This window comes from Muricoccus nepalensis, from assembly GCF_006438825.1.
Classification (GTDB): Bacteria; Pseudomonadota; Alphaproteobacteria; order Acetobacterales; family Acetobacteraceae; genus Roseomonas; species Roseomonas nepalensis.
Genome location: NZ_RCZP01000002.1, coordinates 57,606 through 74,676 on the forward strand (window position 1 = coordinate 57,606; position 17,071 = coordinate 74,676).

The window sequence follows — 17,071 nt, forward strand, 5'->3', positions numbered from 1 at the left end:
GGCGCGCCTCAGACCGCCGCGGAGTGCCGCTGCGGCGAGGGCGCGAGATGGGCGTCGAAGCAGGCCGCGACCTGGCGCACGAAGCGGCGGCCGGCGGGCGTCACGGTCAGGCGGCCGGGCCGGATCTCGACCAAGCCCTGCGCCTCCAGCGGCGCCATGGCCGCGATCGCCTCGCGCAGGATCGGCTCGAGCGGCACGGCCGCCGTGGCCGGGGCGGCGAGGTCGAGGGCGAAGTCGCACATCAGGCGCTCGATGAGGGCGCCGCGGGCGCGGTCCTCCGGCGTGATCGCGACGCCGCGGGCGATGGGCAGGCGGCCCTCCGCCACGGCATCGGCGTGATTGCGCTCGTCGAGGATGTTGCCCGCGAGGCCGCCGGGCAGGCTGCCGATAGCCGAGGGGCCGAGGCCGAGCAGCACGGGCGCGTCGTCCGTGGTGTAGCCCTGGAAGTTCCGCCGCAGCCGGCCCTCGGCCGCGGCGCGGGCCAGGGGGTCGCCGGGGGCGGCGAAGTGGTCGAGGCCCAGCGCCGCGTAGCCGGCGCGGGTGAGCACCCTCTCGGCGGCCTCGGCCTGCTCCATCCGCGCCTCGGCGCCCGGCAGGGCGGTGGCGTCGAGGGCGCGCTGGTTCGGCTTCATCCAGGCGACGTGCGCGTAGCCGAAGACCGCGATCCGGTCGACGCCGAGCCAGGCGGCGAAGCGCGCGCTCCGCTCCACGTGGTCCACGGTCTGGCCGGGCAGTCCGTACATGAGGTCGAGGTTCACGCCGGAGAAGCCCGCCCGGCGGAGGCGCTCCACGGCGATGGCGACCATCTCGGAGGGCTGCGTCCGGCCGATCCGCGCCTGGACCTCGGGCGAGATGTCCTGCACGCCGAGGCTCGCCCGGGTGAAGCCGAGCTCGGCCAGGGTCGTGACCATGTCGTCGTCGAGCAGGCGGGGGTCGAGCTCGATCGCCAGCTCCGCGCCGGGGCGGAGGCCGAAGCGCGCGAAGAGGCCGTTCACGAGGGTGCGCATCCGCACGGGGCCGAGGATGGAGGGGGTGCCGCCGCCGAGATGCAGGTGCGCGACGCCGCCGTGCTCGGGCAGCGCTGCCGCCAGGAGGTCCGCCTCGCCCTCCAGGGCCGCGGCGAAGGCGTCGATCCGCGCCTCGGAGCGGGTCGGCTTGGCGTGGCAGGCGCAGTACCAGCAGAGGTCCCGGCAGTAGGGGACGTGAAGGTAGATCGAGAGCGGGTCGCCGGCGCGGACGCCGTCGCGCAGCCAGCCGCGGTAGGTGGCCTCGTCCAGCGGGCCGAACTGCGCGGCCGTGGGGTAGCTCGTGTAGCGCGGCACCTTGGCCTCGGCGAGGGCGAGCAGCGCGCGGGAGGGGGCGGGGGCGGCGGTCATGGCCATGGGCGTAGCCGCGCGCGGCTCCCGCAACCTTGATCTAGCGCAAAGGGCCGGCGGGCCCCGCCGCGCGGGTCCGCGCCCGCGCCCCCTTGCCAGCGCCCCCGCGCCGGGGAACATCCCCGCCGATCAGGGAGAGACGCCGATGCCGGACGAGGCCAAGCCCGGGACGCCCCCGCCCGAGGCGCCGAGGGAGGATCCGCGCCTGCCGCTGACGGGGCTGCGGGTGGTGGAGCTCGGCCACTACATCGCGGCGCCCTTCGCGACCCGGCTGCTGGCCGATCTCGGCGCCGAGGTGATCAAGGTGGAGCCGCCGGGCGGCGACCCGCACCGCGACTGGGGCGCGCGGGTGAACGGGCACGCCGTGTGGTTCTCCATCCACGGGCGCAACAAGCTTTCGGTCACGCTCGACCTCAGGACGGCCGAGGGGAAGGAGAAGCTGCGCGCCCTGCTCGCCCGCGCCGACGCGCTGGTGGAGAACCTGCGGCCGGGCGCGATCGAGCGGATGGGGCTCGGCCCCGAAGCGCTGCACGCGATGAACCCGCGCCTCGTCATCGCGCGGGTCTCGGGCTACGGGCAGGACGGGCCCTACCGCGACAAGCCGGCCTTCGGCGCCATCGGCGAGGCGATGGGCGGCCTGCGCCACTTGACCGCCAATCCCGGCCAGGCGGACCTGCCGCCGCCCCGCTGCGGCGTCTCGATCAGCGACGACCTCGCGGGCATGTACGCGGCGATGGCGCTCGTCTCCGCCTGCTGGGGGCGGGACCGGAGCCCGGAGGGGAAGGGGACGGTGATCGACCTCGACCTCGTCTCCTCCGTCTTCTCGCTGATGGAGGGGATGCTGCCGGAATACGGGCTGCTCGGCCGCGTGCGACAGCCGATGGGGGCGGCCCTGCCGAGCGCGGCGCCGACGAACACCTATCCCTGCGCGGACGGGAAGTGGCTGGCGGTCGCGGGCAACTCCGACCCTATCTTCCGCCGGCTGATGACGCGGATCGGGCGCGAGGACTTGGCCGACGACCCGCGCATGGCCGGCAACTCCGGGCGCTGCGCCAACGCGGCCGAGCTGGACGAGGCGATCGCGGCCTGGACGCGCACCCTGCCGGCCAAGGAGGCGCAGGACGCGCTGGAGGCGGTGGAGGTGCCGTGCTCGCGCCTCTTCGACATGAAGGACTGCGTCGAGGACCCGCACTTCCAGGCGCGCGACATGCTGCTGCCGGTGGAGGACCCGCTGATCGGCGCCACGGTGCCGCACCCGGCCGCGCCCTTCCGCTTCCAGGGCATCGCGCCGCGCGACATGGTGCGCTGGCCCGGCCCCGCGGTCGGCGCGCACAACGAGCACGTCTTCGAATCGCTGCTGAAGCAGGAGGCCAAGCCATGACCAACCCGCGCGCCATCATCAGCGACGTCGCCCCGCGCGACGGGCTGCAGTCCATCGGGCCCTTCGTGCCGACGGCGACGAAGATCGCCCTCGTGCGCGCGATCTATGACGCCGGCATCCGGCGGATGGAGATCGGCTCCTTCGTCTCGCCCAAGGCCGTGCCGCAGATGGCCGACACGGCGGAGGTGCTGCGCGCGGCGCTCGCGATGCCCGGCCTCGAGTGCACGGTGCTGGTGCCCAACCGGCGCGGCTTCGACCTGGCGGCGGCCTCGGGCGCGCAGCGGCTCGGCCTCTTCATGTCGGTGACGGAGAGCCACAACAAGGCGAACCTGAACCGCACGCGCGAGGAATCCTTCGCCGACCTCGCGGCCATCGTGCGCGATGCCAAGGCCGCCGGGCTGGAGCTTCGCTTCAACCTCTCCACCGTCTTCCATTGCCCCTTCGAGGGCGTGGTGCCCGACGGCGAGGCGCTGGACTGGATCGAGCGCGTGGTCGCGCTGGACCCCGCCATGGAGGTCGCGCTGGCCGACACCACCGGCAACGCGGCCCCCGACCAGGTGCGGCGGATTTTCGAGCGCGCGCACCGCTCCTGGGGCCTGCGCTTCGCCTTCCACGGGCACGACACCTACGGGATGGGGGTGGCCAACGTCTCCGCGGCCTGGGCGGCGGGGGTGCGGATCTTCGATTCCGCGGCGGGCGGGCTGGGCGGCTGCCCCTTCGCGCCGGGCGCCACGGGCAACGTCGCGACCGAGGACGTGGCCTGGCTGTTCCGCCGCATGGGGGTGGAGACGGGCGTCGACTGGAACCGGCTGCTGGCGGCCGCCGACCTTGCCGCGCAGATCCCGGGCGGCACGCCGGGCGGGCGGCTTCGCGGCGTGCCCTCGGTGCGCCAGGCGGCCTGAGGCGCGCCGCCCGGGCCTGGACGGACGGGCGCGGAACGACGGGCGCGCGCCCTGCCCGGGGCGGCGGGGACGCCGCATAATGCGGGCCCTCGCCCCACCCAAGGAACCGCCCCGGCATGTCGTTCTTCCCCCGCTGGCCGCTCGCCCGCGGCGCCACCGTCCAGCCCGACGAGCGCCTGCCCTGGGGGACCACCGGCCTGCTCGGCGTGCAGCACTTGGTGGCCATGTCCGGCTCGACCATCCTCGGGCCGCTGCTGATGGGCTTCGACCCGAACCTCGCCATCCTGTTCTCGGGCATCGGCACGTTGATCTTCTTCGTGCTCGTCGGCGGGCGGGTGCCGAGCTACCTCGGCTCCTCCTTCTCCTTCATCGCGGTCGTCATCGCGGTGACGGGCTACGCGGGCACGGGGCCGAACCCCGACATCGGGCCGGCGCTGGGCGGCATCATCGCGGCGGGGGCGCTCTACGCCGCCATCGGGGGGCTCGTCATGGTCACGGGCTCGGGCTGGGTGGAGCGGCTGATGCCGCCGGCGGTCACCGGCGCGGTGGGGGCGGCGATCGGGCTCAACCTCGCGCCCGTGGCGGTGAAGGGGATCGAGGGGAGCGGGGCGCATGTCCTGGTGGCGCTCGGGACGCTGGTGGCGACGGCGCTGATCGCGGTCTACGCGCCGCTCGCGCTCCGCCGCGTCTCCATCCTGGCGGGGATCGCCGCCGGCTACGCGCTCTACCTTCTCGTCGGCAACGTCATGGGGCTGCTGCCGCCGGTCTCCTTCGCGGAGCTCTCGGCCGCGCCCTGGTTCGGCCTGCCCGCCTTCCGCGCGCCGCGCTTCGGGGCGGGGGCCATGGCGCTGGTCGCGCCCGTGGCCTTCATCCTCGTCGCGGAGAACCTCGGGCACATCAAGGCGATCGGTGCGATGACCGGGCGCAACCTCGACCCCTATATCGGCCGCGGCTTCCTCGGCGACGGCATCGCCACCATGGTCTCGGGCTTCGGCGGGGGCACGGGGGTGACGACCTATGTCGAGAACATGGGGGTCATGGCCGTGACCCGCGTCTTCTCGACGCTTCTCTTCATCGTGGCGGCGGTGGCGGCGATCGCCCTCGGCTTCTCGCCGAAGTTCGGGGCGCTCTTGCGGACCATCCCGGGGCCCGTGCTCGGCGGGCTTGCGGTCATCGTCTTCGGGCTGATCGCGGCGGCCATGATCCGGCTCTGGGTCGACAACCGCGTGGACTTCTCCGACCCGCGCAACCTGCTGACGGTCGGCACCGCGCTCGTGCTCGGCTCGGGCAACTTCACGGTGACGGTCGGCGGTTTCTCGGTCGCGGGGATCGGCACGGCGACGATCGCGGCGATCGGGCTCTACCAGCTTCTTGGCCTCGGGCGGCGGGAGCCGGTGGGGGTGGCGCACGGGATGCCCGGCGCGGAGGCCGAGGCCGGCCCGCCGCGGTGACCCCCGGTTGCCGCGGCGGCCCCCGGCGCGGCATGAAGCACTCCCCGACCCTGCGCAGGATACTCCCGCCATGACCCGCATCCTCCGCCTCGCCGCCGCCCAGATGGGGCCGAACCAGCGCGCCGACGCGCGGGAGGCGATCCTCGCCCGCATGATCGCCCTCCTCGAGGACGCGGCGGCGCGGGGGGCGCGCCTCGTCGTCTTCCCGGAACTGGCCTTCACCACCTTCTTCCCGCGCTGGCTGCTCGAGGGGGCGGAGCTGGACGCCTACTACGAGGAGGCGATGCCCAACCCCCGGGTGCAGCCCCTGTTCGACCGGGCGCGGGCGCTGGGGGTGGGCTTCTACGTCGGCTACGCGGAGCGCACGCCGGAGGGCCAGCGCTTCAACTCGGCCATCACCACGGCCCCGGACGGGACGATCCTCGCCAAGTACCGCAAGGTGCACCTTCCCGGCTCCGTCGAGCCGCGGGCGGGGGACCGCTTCCAGCAGCTCGAGAAGCGCTACTTCGAGTACGGCGACCTCGGCTTCCCGGCCTTCCGGGGCGCGGCCGAATGGGGGGCGCCGGTGATGGGGATGCTCGTCTGCAACGACCGGCGCTGGCCGGAGGCCTGGCGGGTCTACGCGCTGCAGGGGGTGGAGCTGATGGTCATGGGCTACAACTCCGCGGCCTACGACCCCAACGGCGGCAGCACGGAGAACGAGGAGATCCGGAGCTTCCACTCCACCCTCGCCGCGCAGTCCAACGCCTACATGAACGCGACCTGGGCGGTGAGCGTGGCCAAGGCGGGGAACGAGGACGGGTCGGGCCTCATCGGCGGCTCGGTCATCGTGGACCCCAACGGGGTGATCGTGGCCCAGGCCCGGACGCTTGGCGACGAGGTGCTGGTGGCGGACATCGACCTCGACCTCTGCCGCCAGGGGAAGGAGAAGATGTTTAACTTCGCAGCCCACCGGCGGCCGGAGCACTACCGGCGGATCGTGGAACAGGTAGGAGCCGAACCGCCGTAGTAACGAATCGCTCGGCCAAGGAATCCTCTTTGGCGGGGCTTGGTTCTTCTTGGCCGGGCTCAGCCCGCGCTCGGCCCGGCCACCTTGTCCGGGTAGTTGCAGAACTCCCGCGCGACGCAGTGCCAGCATTCCGGGCGGCGCGCCTTGCAGACGTAGCGGCCGTGCAGGATCAGCCAGTGGTGGGCGTCGCGCAGCAGGGCCGGCGGGCAGCGCTTGACCAGCCCGTCCTCCACCGCCCGCGGCGTGTCGCCGGGCGCCAGGCCGGTGCGGTTGCCGAGGCGGAAGATGTGGGTGTCCACGGCCATGGCGTCCTCGCCGAAGGCGACGTTGAGGACGACGTTCGCGGTCTTGCGGCCGACCCCTGGCAGGGCCTCCAGCGCCGCGCGCTCCCGCGGGACCTGGCCGCCGTGCCGCTCGATCAGCAGGGCCGAGAGGGCGGCGACGTTCTTCGCCTTGCCCTGCCATAGGCCGATCCGCCGGATGTGGCGGGCGATCCCCTCGGGGCCGAGGGCGACCATGGCGGCGGGGTCCGGCGCCTCCGCGAAGAGGGTGGCGGTCGCCTTGTTCACGGCGATGTCGGTCGTCTGGGCCGAGAGGACGACGGCCACGAGGAGGGTGAAGGGATCCTGGTAGAGGAGCTCCGGCTCCGGCTCCGGGTTGGAGGCGGCGAGCGCCCGGATGAAGCCCTCCGCCTGCGCCGCGGCCATGCGGCGGGCGCGGCGCGGCTTGGTCGCGGTGCCGTGCAGGGGACGGGCGGGCTTGCGGGGGGCGGTCGAGGGGGCGCGGCTCACGCGATCGTCCATAGCGCGGAACCTCTTGGGGGAGGAAATCCGCGGGAAGGCGACTATGTTGCGGGCATGACACCGAGCCCGGACGCTCCCCTCTTCGAGGCGATGACCGTTCCCCACCAGTCCGGCACGCCCGCGGGGTTGCGGGTGATCGCGGCGCTGGTGCTGATCGTGTCGGGAGGGCTGACGGCGCTGTTCTGGTCCCTCGGCGCCTGGCCCGTCGCGGGCTTCATGGGGGGCGAGGTCGTGCTCGTGATCGGGATGCTTCGGACGCACCGGCGCTGGTCGTCCCGGATCGCGGAGCGGATCACCCTCGCGGACGGGCGGTTGCGGGTGGACCGGACGGACCGGCGCGGCCGGCGCCGCGCGGTGGAGTTCGACGCTTACTGGACGCGGGTGGCGCTGACGCCCCGGCCCGGGCGGATCAGCGAGCTTCGGCTCGCCGCGCGGGGGCGCTCGACCGAGATCGGGCACTTCCTGCACGAGCCGGAGAAGGAGAGCCTCGCCGAGGCGCTGGCCCAGGCGCTGCGGCGCTACCGGGAGCCGGTCTTCGACAACCCGCAGACGCGCGACGGCCTGCCGGGCTGAGGAGGCGGCCGTCGCCCGGCGCTACTCCGTGGGGGCGAGGCTCTTGATGAGCTCGAAGACGCGCTTGCGGACGCTCGGCTCGGTGATGCGGTAGTAGGCGCGCACGAGCTCGAGGGTCTCCCGCTTGTTCATGGTGTCGTCCTCGAACCCTTCCTGGGTCTCGGCGAAGCCCGCGAGGCGGGAGCGGAAGCCGGCGGTCACGCCGCTCATGCTGTCGGGCATGTCGTCGAAGAAGAAGCCGATCGGCACGTCGAGGACGCGGCCGAGGTCGAAGAGACGGCTCGCCCCGATGCGGTTCACGCCGCGCTCGTACTTCTGGACCTGCTGGAAGGTTAGGCCGAGCGCCTCCCCGAGCTTCTCCTGGCTCATGCCCAGGAGCGTGCGCCGCAGCCGGACGCGGCTGCCGACATGCACGTCGATCGGGCTGGGACGGTGCTCGGGCTTCTCGACCCGATCAAGCGACTCCTCACCAGCCATACGCGCCACTCCTTCATTCGACGGGACCAGGGGGCGGCGCACGTCTTGCACACCATGACCAGCCACGGCACGACCACGGCCGTCATAGAACCCTGCAATGTTCGAAACGAGTCTTGAACAGATCCTAACGAATTGTCAACTCTTTCGAGAATTCCAATTAATGGGACGGGCCCACCGTATCCATTCAGGTCCTCACAACGAGCGGACCCACGGATTCGTTGCCGCGCAATCTGGTGCCCCACCACCCCGCCAGTAGGAAAATACCCACCAGAATTGCCGGGATCAGGAGACCGGCGCGCGCGAAAGGCGTCGGCGGCTCGGCGCCGGGGAGGGGCGCGAGGGCGAAGCCCGTCCGGCCCAGGCCAAGGCTCGCGAGCTCCCGGCCGCGCGAATCGAAAGCCGCGGAGATGCCGGTCTGGGCCGCGCGGGCGAGGGGAAGCCCCTCCTCCACCGCCCGCATCCGGGCCGCCGCGAGGTGCTGGTGGGGGCCGGCCGAGATGCCGAACCAGGCGTCGTTGGTGATGTTCAAGAGCCAGCCCGGACGTTCCGAACCAACAACGTCTCCAGGAAAAATCACTTCGTAACAGATGAGAGGACCTGCCGGCGGGAGTCCGGGAAGGCGCAACGCGACCGGCCCCGGACCGGCTCCGAAATCAACGCCGCCCCGGATCACGCGGATCGGCAGCAGGCCGGAGAGGGGCATGTACTCGCCGAAGGGGACGAGGTGCGCCTTGTCGTAGGTCGCGGCGATGGCCCCGTCCGGGCCGAGGGCGACGAGGCTGTTGAAGAGCTTCGTCGGCCGCCGGTCGGGTCCCCACTCCGCCCGGACGGTGCCCGCCAGGAGGAGGCCGTCGGGGGGGAGGGAGGCGGCGGCCACCCGGCGCGCCTCGGCGTCGTCGGCGAGGAGGAAGGGGCTCGCCGTCTCCGGCCAGACGATCACCGGACGCGTCCCGGGCCGGTCGCGCCGTGCGGCCTGCACGCCCTCCTCGCTCAACTCCAGGTAGCGACGAAAGATAGGAATTCGCGTCTCCTCGCGCCACTTGGCCTCCTGGGCCACGTTGCCCTGGACGAGCACCAGGGTGACGGGGAGGGGGTCGGGGCCGGCCGGGGAGAGGCGGGCGGCGCCGAAGGCGGCCAGGAGGGCGAGCAGCGCCAGCCCGCCCCCCATGGCGCGGCGGCCGAGGAGGGGCGTCGTGGCCAGGAGGACGGTGAGCAGCGAGAGGCCGTGCGTGCCGATCCAGGCCGCGCCCTGGGCGGAGAGGGCCGAGAAGGCCCAGGCGGTGCCGAGGAGGTTCCAGGGGAAGCCCGTGAAGGCCCAGCCGCGCACGAACTCCGCCAGCACCCAGCCGCCGGCCAGCACGAGGGCGCGCGGCCAGCCCGGTGCGGCGCGCCAGGCGAGGACGGCGGGGATGGCCGTGTAGAGGCCCATCCAGAGGGCGAGCAGGGGCACGGCGAGGGGCACGAGCCACCAGAGACGCTCCGCCTCGGTGAGGATCGAGTAGGTGATCCAGTAGAGGCCAGTGACGTGCATGCCCCATCCGAAGGCCCAGCCGATCGCCGCCGCCCGCTTCCAGCTCCCGGCGCGGCCGAGCAGCAGCAGGAGGCCGGGGAAGCAGACCAGCAGGACCGGGAGGGCGAAGACCGGCGGCATGGCGAGGGAGGAGAGGGCGCCGAGGCCGAAGGCGACGGCGAGGGCGCGCCAGCCGGCGCGCGATTCCAGGTAGCCGGCGAAGCGCTGCAAGGGGGTCTCTCTATTCCGCCGCCTGCGAGGGGGCCTGGGGGGCGGTCGCGCCGGATTCGATGCCGGCGCCGGGCATCTCGATGGCGGGGGTCGCGGGGGTGGGGCGGCGGACGCGCAGGCGGCGGATCCGGCGGGGGTCGCTGTCCAGCACGCGGAACTCGATGCCGGACGAGTGGGAGACGAGTTCGCCGCGGGCGGGGACACGGCCGGCGAGGGTGAAGACGAGGCCGCCGACCGTGTCGATGTCCTGGTGGCGCTCCTCGCTCGTCAGGACCTCGCCGTAATGCGCCTCGAAGGCCTCGATGGTCATGCGGCCGTCCACGTCGAGGCTGCCGTCGGGCCGCTCCACGGCCTGGGGCGGCGCCTCCTCGTCGTGCTCGTCGGAGATGTCGCCGACGATGGTCTCGACGAGGTCCTCGATGGTCACCAGCCCGTCGATGCCGCCGTACTCGTCCACGACGAGGGCCATGTGGGTCCGGGCCTCGCGCATCTGCAGCAGCAGGTCCAGGACGGGCACCTGGGGGACGACGAAGAGGAGGGGGCGGAGGGCGGCCTCGAGGGAGAAGGGACCCTCCCGGCCGACGGCGGCGAAGACGTCCTTGATGTGGACCATGCCGCGGATGTCGTCGAGGTTCTCGCTGTAGACCGGGAAGCGGCTGTGGCCCTCCCGCTGGATGAGGCGGATCGATTCCTCCAGCGTCAGGTCGCAGGGCATGCCGATGATGTCGGCCCGCGGCAGCATGACGTCGACCGCGGTCTTGTTCCGCAGCTTGAGGACGTTGCCGAGGATGACGCGCTCGTTCGCGTCCAGCGCGTCGGCCTCGGGCGCGCGGCCCTCCTCGCCCTCGCCCTCGACGAGGGCCTCCACCTGGTCGCGCACGCTCTCGGCCTCGCGCCGGCGGAGGAGGCTCTGGAAGCGCCAGAAGATGTTGTTGCGCTGGGCGCGCTCGTGCGCCCGCTCGGCCGCGCGCTCGGCATGGCCGCTCCGATCGCTCATGCCACGCCCCTCCAGGGATTGGGCAGGGCGAGGCGGCGCATGACGCGCGCCTCCGCCCGCTCCATCCGCCGCGCCTCGCCGGCGCGGAGATGGTCGTGGCCCGCGAGGTGCAGGACCCCGTGGGCGACGAGGTGGGAGAGATGCGCCATCACGCTGCGACCGGCGGCGCGCGCCTCCCGCCGCACCGTGCCCAGCGCCAGCGCCACGTCGCCGGGCATGCCGGGGTGGAGCGGGGGGAAGGAGAGGACGTTGGTGGGCTTCGCCTTGCCGCGGTGGTCGCCGTTGAGTCGCTTGACCTGCAGGTCGCCGGTCAGCAGCACGGTGACGGCGCCGTCGATGCCGGCCTCCTCAAAGGCGGCGGCGGCGGCGCGGCGCGCCACTTCCTCGACCCGCGGCACGGCGGACCGCCAGGCGGGGTCCTCCAGCACGACGTCGATATCGTGCTCCCACCCGGGGAGGGGCTCCCCGGGCGTCTCGTCATCGTCCCGGCCGGCGTCGCGACCGGGGGGGATGTTATTCGGCCCGGCGGGTGTTCCGCCGGGCGGGCGACTGCCCACCGCTGCCTTACTCCTTCAACCTCGCGCGCGCGGCGCGGCCATCGGCCGCCTCCTGCTCCGCCCGCCCATAGGCCGAGACGATGCGCCCGACCAGGGGGTGGCGCACGACATCGCCCTCGGCGAAGCGGGTGACGCCGATTCCCTCGACGCCGTCGAGGATGGAGAGCGCCTCCACCAGCCCCGACTTCTGCCCCGGCGGCAGGTCCACCTGGGAGGGGTCGCCGGTGATGACCATGCGCGTGCCCTCGCCCATGCGGGTGAGGAACATCTTCATCTGGGCCGGCGTCGTGTTCTGCGCCTCGTCGAGGATGGCGAAGGCGTGGGCCAGCGTCCGGCCGCGCATGAAGGCGAGGGGGGCAATCTCGATCTCCCCGGACACGAGGCGGCGCGCCACCTGGTCGGCCGGCATCATGTCGTGGAGCGCGTCGTAGAGGGGGCGGAGATAGGGGTCGACCTTCTCCTTCATGTCGCCGGGCAGGAAGCCCAGGCGCTCCCCGGCCTCCACCGCCGGGCGGGAGAGGATGATCTTGTCGACCTGGTTCGCCATCAGGAGCGCCACGCCCTGGGCGACCGCGAGGTAGGTCTTGCCGGTGCCGGCGGGGCCGACGCCGAAGACCATCTCGTGGCGCTGGAGCATGTCCATGTAGGCGCCCTGCGCGCGGCTGCGGGCGGCGATGGCGCCCTTGCGCGTGCGGATCGCGGGCTTGTCGGCCAGCGGCAGGCGCGGGTCCTCCGCGGGGCCGTCGGCCATGCGGAGCGCGGCCTCGACATCGGCCATTCCGGTGATCTCTCCCTTCTCCAGGCGTTGCCAGAGGGCGCGCAGGACCGATTCCGCGAGCCCCGTGCCCTCCGCGCCGCCCGAGATCGTCGCCCGGTTGCCGCGGGAGGCGATGCGAACCCCCAATCGTTGCTCGATCCGCGCGAGGTGCCGGTCGTGTTCCCCGTAGAGCAACGGCAGCAGCGCGTTGTCGTCGAAGGTCACGGTGACCGTCCGCGGCAGGTCCGGCGCGAAGGCCGGGTTGCGCGGAAGGGCGCGGGGATCGGGCCGGAGGGCGATGCCAGCGGCGGGGGCGGCGGCCTGGGTCAAGCGGCGGCGGACTCCTCAGTTTCTTGGCACGGGGACGCCATGGTTGCGGAGAGAGAGTTGGGGAGGGCGGCCCGCAATGTCATCGGAACCACCGCGCCCACCGGGGCCGCGCCTGTTGCATGAACAGGCTGGAGCCACGGGCTGCGGCCCGCCACCTGGCCGGGATGCCGCCCCGTGCCGGTGACCAGGACATCGACGACGCGCCCGACGCAGGCGCGGTTGAACCCGTCCTGCTGCGCGCGCAGCACGGACTGCAGGGCCTGGAGCCGCGCGTCCTTCTCGGCCTCCGGCACCGCGTTGGGCTGGCCGGCGGCCGGCGTGCCGGGGCGGGCGGAGTACTTGAAGGAGTAGGCGCCGGCGAAGCCGACCCGCTCCACGAGCCGCATCGTGGCGTCGAAGTCGGCGGCGGTTTCGCCGGGGTGGCCCACGATGAAGTCGGAGGTGAGCGCAAGATCGGGGCGCGCCTCCCGCAGCCGGTCCGCGAGACGGAGGTAGAGGTCGGCCTTGTGCCCCCGGTTCATCGCGGCCAGCACCCGGTCGGACCCGCTCTGCACGGGGAGGTGCAGGTAGGGCATGAGGGCCGGGATCTCCCCGTGGGCCGCAATGAGGTCGTCGTCCATGTCGCGAGGGTGGCTCGTCGTGTAGCGCAGACGGGCAACGCCGGGGATTTCCGCCAGTTCCCGCAACAAGCGCGCGAGGCGCCAGGTCCCGCCGTCCTGTGACGCGCCGGCCCAGGCGTTCACGTTCTGCCCGAGGAGGGCGATCTCGCGCGCGCCGCCGGCCGCGAGCTGCCGGGCCTCGGCGAGGACGGCCGCGGCGGGGCGGGAGAACTCGGCGCCGCGGGTGTAGGGGACGACGCAGAAGGAGCAGAACTTGTCGCAGCCCTCCTGGATGGTCAGGAAGGCGACGGGGCCCTGGGTGGCGCGGGCCTCGGGCAGGTGGTCGAACTTGTCCTCGGCGGGGAAGTCCGTCTCGATCACGGCGCCCGCCGCGCGCGAGGCGCGGGCGACCATCTCGGGCAGGCGGTGGTAGGTCTGCGGGCCGAGGACGATGTCGACCCAGGGGGCGCGGGCGGTGATCTCCGCCCCCTCCGCCTGGGCGACGCAGCCGGCGACCGCGATGACGGTCTGCCGCCCCTCGGCGGCGCGGGCCTTCTTCGTCTCGCGGAGCCGGCCGAGGTCGGAGAAGACCTTCTCGCTCGCCTTCTCGCGGATGTGGCAGGTGTTGAGGATGACCATGTCGGCCTCCTCCGCGCTCTCGGTCGGCGCGTAGCCGAGGGGGGCGAGGATGTCGGCCATGCGCCCGCTGTCGTAGACGTTCATCTGGCAGCCCCAGGTGCGGATCAGGAGCTTGCGCGCGGGCTTGCCCGCCCCGGGAAGGGCGGGGGTGGCGGCCGGGACCGGGCCGGTGGAACTGCTCATGCGGAGGAAAACCCCTTCTCCCCCGGGCCTCCCGCCATGGAGGGGGCCTCGGGACGGGGCGATGTGCGGCGCGGGGCCTTCGAGGTCAAGAAAGACCCGGGCGCGGCGGAGGGGGCGCGTCCATTTCCGGAGCCTCGCGGATGGCGCCGCGTCGCGTCAAGCGCGAAGGCGGGATCCTCAGGGACGCTCCGGGCGGAGGGGGCGCGGCTCGCGGTTCTGGCGCAGCGTCGCGGCGCCCTCGGCCACCACCGCCTCGGTCACGGCGGCGAGGGCCTTGCGGTTGGGGATGGCGCCCGGCGGCAGCGGCTCGTGCAGGACGACGGTGGCGCGCAGCCCCGCGTGGCGGACGAGGCGCCACACATGCGGGGCGATCTCCATGTTGCCGTACCAGGCGAAGAGGGGCCGGTCGCGCCGGCAGGCCGGCAGGCCGCCCAGGCGGTCGAAGACGACCGAGACGGGGCGGATCACCGCCGCCTTCTCGGCGATGGCGAGGAAGGAGGAGCGGAAGGGCAGGACGCGGGTGCCGTCGGAGCTCGTGCCCTCGGGGAAGAGGATGAGCGAATCGCCGGCGGCCAGGCGCTCGCTCATCTCGCGCGCCTCGTCGCCGGTGCGGCGGCGCGAGCGGGAGACGAAGACGGTGCGGCCGAGCCGCGCGACGAGGCCGATCAGCGGCCACTGCCCGATCTCGGCCTTGGAGACGAAGGCCGCCTCGATCGAGCCGCCGAGGACCGCGATGTCGAGCCAGGAGGAGTGGTTGGAAAGGTAGAGGGTGCGCGGCGCCGCCGTCCGCTCCCCCACCACGCGGAGCCGCATGCCGATGACGAAGCAGACGCCGCGCCAGTAGAGCCGCGCAAAGAGGATCTTCCCCCGGCCGGGCAGCAGCAGCAGCACGGCCTGGACGGGCATGCAGAGAAGGGTCCAGAGGCCGGCGACGAGCAGCCGGCGGACGGCCCGCAGGCGGCCGCCGAAGGGGCGGTCCCCCATCACGTCGAAGGCGCGGCCGCCGGGCAGGACGCGGCGGAACCGGAGGGGGGTGCGGCGGCGGAGGCGGCCCGGCGCGGCAAGCGCGAGGGCGGGGTCGCTGGGGACGGCGTCCATGCCCGCGGGGTTAGCCCGCTCCTCGGGCGGCGTCCATGCTGCCGGTTGGGCCACGGGTTGCGGCGTGGGCCGCGGTTCGGCCGGGCGGCCGGCGGGGGCGCGGCTAGAAGCCCGCATCCGCCTCCAGCTCGTCCTCGGCCTGGGGGCCGACCCGGCGCTCGTAGTGGCGGAAGTACTTGGCCGTGACCTGGTCGGTCTTCACGACGACGCAGACGTCGGTCGTGTTGAACTGCGGGTCGACCACCGCGCCGTCCCCGACATAGCCGCCGAGCCGGAGGTAGCCCTTCACGAGCGGCGGCAGGTTCGCGAGCACGCGGCGGGAATCGATCGTCGCGGGGTCTCGCCGGTCCATCGGCACGCGCCGCCCGGGCAGGGCGCGCGGGCGCAGCGCCGGGGGAGCGAGGTGGTGGGCGTGGAGGTAGGTCAGCGGCTCGGCCAGGGCGTCCGGGTCCGTCCCGGGGAGGGAGGCGCAGCCGAACATGAGGGCGATGCGGCGCTGGAAGACATAGGCCGCGATGCCCTGCCAGAGGAGCTGGAGGGTGCCGCGCGTGCGGTAGCGCGCGTCCACGCAGGAGCGCCCGAGCTCCAGCAGCCCGCCCTCCTGGGCGAGGATGGGGGAGAGGTCGTACTCGGAGGCGGAGTAGAAGCCGCCCACCCGGTTGGCGGCGGCGCGGGTGATCAGGCGATAGGTGCCGACCACGGCCCGCGCGCCCTCGCCCCGCTCGTGGTCGAGCACGAGGAGGTGGTCGGCCACGGGGTCGTAGGCGTCGACGTCAAGCCGGGAGGCGGCGGTGGAAGCGTCCGGCCGGGCGCCCATCTCCTCGTAGAAGACGCGCCAGCGGAGCGCCTGGGCCGCCTCGACCTCCGCCGCGTTCTCCGCGATGCGGACGCCGAGCCTGCCCGCGCGCAGTTCCCCCAACCCGGGGGCGAGCCCGGTCATCACCCATCCTTCTTGGGGGCGGCCGGCGCCGGGGCCGGGGCCTGCGAGGGGGAGGGCCGGGGGGCGCGGCGGCGGGCGTCGGGCGCGGGCACCGGGGCGCGCTTGCCGAACAGCTCCAGCCGCTGCTGGACGAGGGTGAAGCCGTAGCGCGCGGCGATCGACTGCACGAGGCGCTCGTGCTCGTCGTCCTCGAACTCGATGACGATGCCCGTGTCGACGTCGATGAGGTGGTGGTGGTGGCCGCGGTCCGCCGGGTCGTAGCGGGAGCGCCCGCCGCCGAAGTCGCGCCGCTCGAGGATGCCCTTCTCCTCCAGCAGCCGCACGGTGCGGTAGACGGTGGCGATGGAGACCTTGCTGTCGAGCGCGATGGCGCGCCGGTACAGCTCCTCCACGTCCGGGTGGTCCTCGGCCTCGCTGAGGACCCGCGCGATCAGCCGGCGCTGGCCGGTCATCTTCAGGCCGCGCTCGATGCACAGGCGCTCGATCCGGGTGGGATCCCCGCCCTGCGGGCCCTTGCCGTGCGGCGCCTTGGTCTGGGTCTGGGTGGCGTGGTCCATGGTCTTCCCGTTCGGGCGGAGACTACCCCGCGAGGGCCCTCGCCGCCAAACAGGGCGATGAACCGGGTGGTGCCGGCACGGGCGGCCCGGGCCGATCGGACCGCAACGATTCCGTCCGCCCGCCGCGCCCGTGGCATGGGCCCGGCCGGCGGCGCAGGGGCGGGAGGGGCCGCCCTACTCCTTGGCGCCGCGGCCCCGGCGCGCGGCGCGCGGGCGGGTGCCGAGTCCGATCTTCTTGGCGAGCGAGGAGCGGTGCTCCGCGTAGGCGGGCGCGACCATCGGGTAGTCCGGCGGAAGGTTCCAGCGCTCCCGGTACTGCTCGGGCGTCATGTTGTAGGCGGTCTTGAGGTGCCGCTTCAGCATCTTGAGCTTCTTCCCGTCCTCGAGGCAGACGAGATACTCGGGCGTCACGCTCTTCTTCACGGCGACCGCGGGCTCCGGCCGGGACGGCGCGGGCGCCTCGGGCGCGCGGCCGAGGCCGGCGAGGGTGCGGTGGACGTTCTCGATGAGGCCCGAAAGCTCGGTCAGGGGCACGGGATTGTTCGAGACATGGGCCGCCACGATCTGCGCCGTCAGGCCGAGAACGCCGGAATCCGCTGTGTCCCGGGCATTGGCCGTGCTCTCCGGCATGACAATCTCCTGCATGGCAGTGTTCAACGGATCCGGCGTGACGTGGTGAGACGTGGTGGTCGAGTGTCGTG

At 73.6% G+C, this 17,071-nt stretch carries 17 protein-coding genes; 5 read left to right on the top strand and 12 right to left on the bottom strand.

What is annotated here, in order from left to right; genetic code table 11:
* Positions 1–8 precede the first annotated feature (8 nt).
* The gene (hemN, locus tag EAH89_RS02515; RefSeq protein ID WP_241666826.1) at positions 9–1,382 is read right to left on the bottom strand and encodes an oxygen-independent coproporphyrinogen III oxidase; all 1,374 of its coding nucleotides are present in this window, start codon (positions 1,380–1,382) and stop codon (positions 9–11) included.
* Positions 1,383–1,521: 139 nt separating this feature from the next.
* On the opposite strand from hemN, the gene EAH89_RS02520 reads away from it, so the two are divergent.
* From EAH89_RS02520 to EAH89_RS02535, 4 genes are all read left to right on the top strand, one after another.
* Positions 1,522–2,757: a CaiB/BaiF CoA transferase family protein gene (locus tag EAH89_RS02520; protein WP_140881209.1), complete on the top strand. Its 1,236-nt coding sequence runs from the start codon at positions 1,522–1,524 to the stop codon at positions 2,755–2,757.
* Positions 2,754–3,659 (top strand): hydroxymethylglutaryl-CoA lyase, encoded by a 906-nt coding sequence (locus tag EAH89_RS02525; protein WP_140881210.1) that lies wholly within the window; start codon positions 2,754–2,756, stop codon positions 3,657–3,659. The genes EAH89_RS02520 and EAH89_RS02525 overlap by 4 nt, the downstream gene beginning before the upstream one ends.
* A 116-nt stretch (positions 3,660–3,775) precedes the next feature.
* Positions 3,776–5,110 carry a uracil-xanthine permease family protein gene (locus tag EAH89_RS02530; RefSeq protein WP_140881211.1) on the top strand — a complete coding sequence of 445 codons (1,335 nt, stop codon included), beginning with the start codon at positions 3,776–3,778 and terminating at the stop codon, positions 5,108–5,110.
* Between the two features lie 70 nt (positions 5,111–5,180).
* Positions 5,181–6,119, top strand: coding sequence for an N-carbamoyl-D-amino-acid hydrolase (locus tag EAH89_RS02535; protein ID WP_140881212.1), 939 nt, complete (start codon positions 5,181–5,183; stop codon positions 6,117–6,119).
* A gap of 59 nt (positions 6,120–6,178) precedes the next feature.
* Here EAH89_RS02535 and nth read toward each other — a convergent pair whose 3' ends face one another.
* Positions 6,179–6,826: an endonuclease III gene (gene nth, locus EAH89_RS02540; protein WP_140881554.1), complete on the bottom strand. Its 648-nt coding sequence runs from the start codon at positions 6,824–6,826 to the stop codon at positions 6,179–6,181.
* Positions 6,827–6,976: 150 nt separating this feature from the next.
* On the opposite strand from nth, the gene EAH89_RS02545 reads away from it, so the two are divergent.
* A complete protein-coding gene (locus EAH89_RS02545; RefSeq protein WP_140881213.1) occupies positions 6,977–7,495 on the top strand; it encodes a DUF2244 domain-containing protein in 519 nt (172 codons plus the stop codon).
* Positions 7,496–7,516: 21 nt separating this feature from the next.
* On the opposite strand, the gene EAH89_RS02550 is transcribed toward EAH89_RS02545, so the two are convergent.
* The 10 genes from EAH89_RS02550 to EAH89_RS02595 form a co-directional block, all read right to left on the bottom strand.
* Positions 7,517–7,972: a helix-turn-helix domain-containing protein gene (locus tag EAH89_RS02550; protein WP_140881214.1), complete on the bottom strand. Its 456-nt coding sequence runs from the start codon at positions 7,970–7,972 to the stop codon at positions 7,517–7,519.
* A 184-nt stretch (positions 7,973–8,156) separates the two neighbouring features.
* Positions 8,157–9,713, bottom strand: a complete 1,557-nt coding sequence (gene lnt, locus EAH89_RS02555; RefSeq protein ID WP_241666827.1) for an apolipoprotein N-acyltransferase — start codon at positions 9,711–9,713, stop codon at positions 8,157–8,159.
* A gap of 10 nt (positions 9,714–9,723) precedes the next feature.
* The gene (locus EAH89_RS02560) at positions 9,724–10,710 is read right to left on the bottom strand and encodes a hemolysin family protein (protein WP_140881215.1); all 987 of its coding nucleotides are present in this window, start codon (positions 10,708–10,710) and stop codon (positions 9,724–9,726) included.
* A complete protein-coding gene (ybeY, locus tag EAH89_RS02565) occupies positions 10,707–11,267 on the bottom strand; it encodes an rRNA maturation RNase YbeY (protein WP_338325516.1) in 561 nt (186 codons plus the stop codon). Before ybeY ends, EAH89_RS02560 begins: the two co-directional genes overlap by 4 nt.
* A 7-nt stretch (positions 11,268–11,274) precedes the next feature.
* Positions 11,275–12,267 carry a PhoH family protein gene (locus EAH89_RS02570; RefSeq protein WP_241666856.1) on the bottom strand — a complete coding sequence of 331 codons (993 nt, stop codon included), beginning with the start codon at positions 12,265–12,267 and terminating at the stop codon, positions 11,275–11,277.
* A gap of 83 nt (positions 12,268–12,350) precedes the next feature.
* Positions 12,351–13,775 (bottom strand): tRNA (N6-isopentenyl adenosine(37)-C2)-methylthiotransferase MiaB, encoded by a 1,425-nt coding sequence (miaB, locus tag EAH89_RS02575; protein WP_140881216.1) that lies wholly within the window; start codon positions 13,773–13,775, stop codon positions 12,351–12,353.
* A gap of 177 nt (positions 13,776–13,952) precedes the next feature.
* Positions 13,953–14,873, bottom strand: coding sequence for a lysophospholipid acyltransferase family protein (locus EAH89_RS02580; protein WP_140881217.1), 921 nt, complete (start codon positions 14,871–14,873; stop codon positions 13,953–13,955).
* 103 nt (positions 14,874–14,976) lie between these two features.
* Positions 14,977–15,813 (bottom strand): GNAT family N-acetyltransferase, encoded by an 837-nt coding sequence (locus EAH89_RS02585; RefSeq protein ID WP_140881218.1) that lies wholly within the window; start codon positions 15,811–15,813, stop codon positions 14,977–14,979.
* Positions 15,813–16,370: a Fur family transcriptional regulator gene (locus EAH89_RS02590; RefSeq protein WP_140881219.1), complete on the bottom strand. Its 558-nt coding sequence runs from the start codon at positions 16,368–16,370 to the stop codon at positions 15,813–15,815. Before EAH89_RS02590 ends, EAH89_RS02585 begins: the two co-directional genes overlap by 1 nt.
* A 174-nt stretch (positions 16,371–16,544) precedes the next feature.
* Complete coding sequence (locus EAH89_RS02595; protein WP_140881220.1) at positions 16,545–17,000, bottom strand: MucR family transcriptional regulator; 456 nt, start codon at positions 16,998–17,000, stop codon at positions 16,545–16,547.
* Positions 17,001–17,071: the final 71 nt, after the last annotated feature.

Excerpts from the sequence above, each read along its gene's own strand:
- hemN (WP_241666826.1), bottom strand. The coding sequence starts at position 1,382 with ATGGCCATGACCGCCGCCCCCGCCCCCTCCCGCGCGCTGCTCGCCCTC.
- EAH89_RS02520 (WP_140881209.1), top strand. The coding sequence starts at position 1,522 with ATGCCGGACGAGGCCAAGCCCGGGACGCCCCCGCCCGAGGCGCCGAGG.
- EAH89_RS02525 (WP_140881210.1), top strand. The coding sequence starts at position 2,754 with ATGACCAACCCGCGCGCCATCATCAGCGACGTCGCCCCGCGCGACGGG.
- EAH89_RS02530 (WP_140881211.1), top strand. The coding sequence starts at position 3,776 with ATGTCGTTCTTCCCCCGCTGGCCGCTCGCCCGCGGCGCCACCGTCCAG.
- EAH89_RS02535 (WP_140881212.1), top strand. The coding sequence starts at position 5,181 with ATGACCCGCATCCTCCGCCTCGCCGCCGCCCAGATGGGGCCGAACCAG.
- nth (WP_140881554.1), bottom strand. The coding sequence starts at position 6,826 with ATGGCCGCGGCGCAGGCGGAGGGCTTCATCCGGGCGCTCGCCGCCTCC.
- EAH89_RS02545 (WP_140881213.1), top strand. The coding sequence starts at position 6,977 with ATGACACCGAGCCCGGACGCTCCCCTCTTCGAGGCGATGACCGTTCCC.
- EAH89_RS02550 (WP_140881214.1), bottom strand. The coding sequence starts at position 7,972 with ATGGCTGGTGAGGAGTCGCTTGATCGGGTCGAGAAGCCCGAGCACCGT.
- EAH89_RS02560 (WP_140881215.1), bottom strand. The coding sequence starts at position 10,710 with ATGAGCGATCGGAGCGGCCATGCCGAGCGCGCGGCCGAGCGGGCGCAC.
- miaB (WP_140881216.1), bottom strand. The coding sequence starts at position 13,775 with ATGAGCAGTTCCACCGGCCCGGTCCCGGCCGCCACCCCCGCCCTTCCC.
- EAH89_RS02580 (WP_140881217.1), bottom strand. The coding sequence starts at position 14,873 with ATGGACGCCGTCCCCAGCGACCCCGCCCTCGCGCTTGCCGCGCCGGGC.
- EAH89_RS02585 (WP_140881218.1), bottom strand. The coding sequence starts at position 15,813 with ATGACCGGGCTCGCCCCCGGGTTGGGGGAACTGCGCGCGGGCAGGCTC.
- EAH89_RS02590 (WP_140881219.1), bottom strand. The coding sequence starts at position 16,370 with ATGGACCACGCCACCCAGACCCAGACCAAGGCGCCGCACGGCAAGGGC.
- EAH89_RS02595 (WP_140881220.1), bottom strand. The coding sequence starts at position 17,000 with ATGCCGGAGAGCACGGCCAATGCCCGGGACACAGCGGATTCCGGCGTT.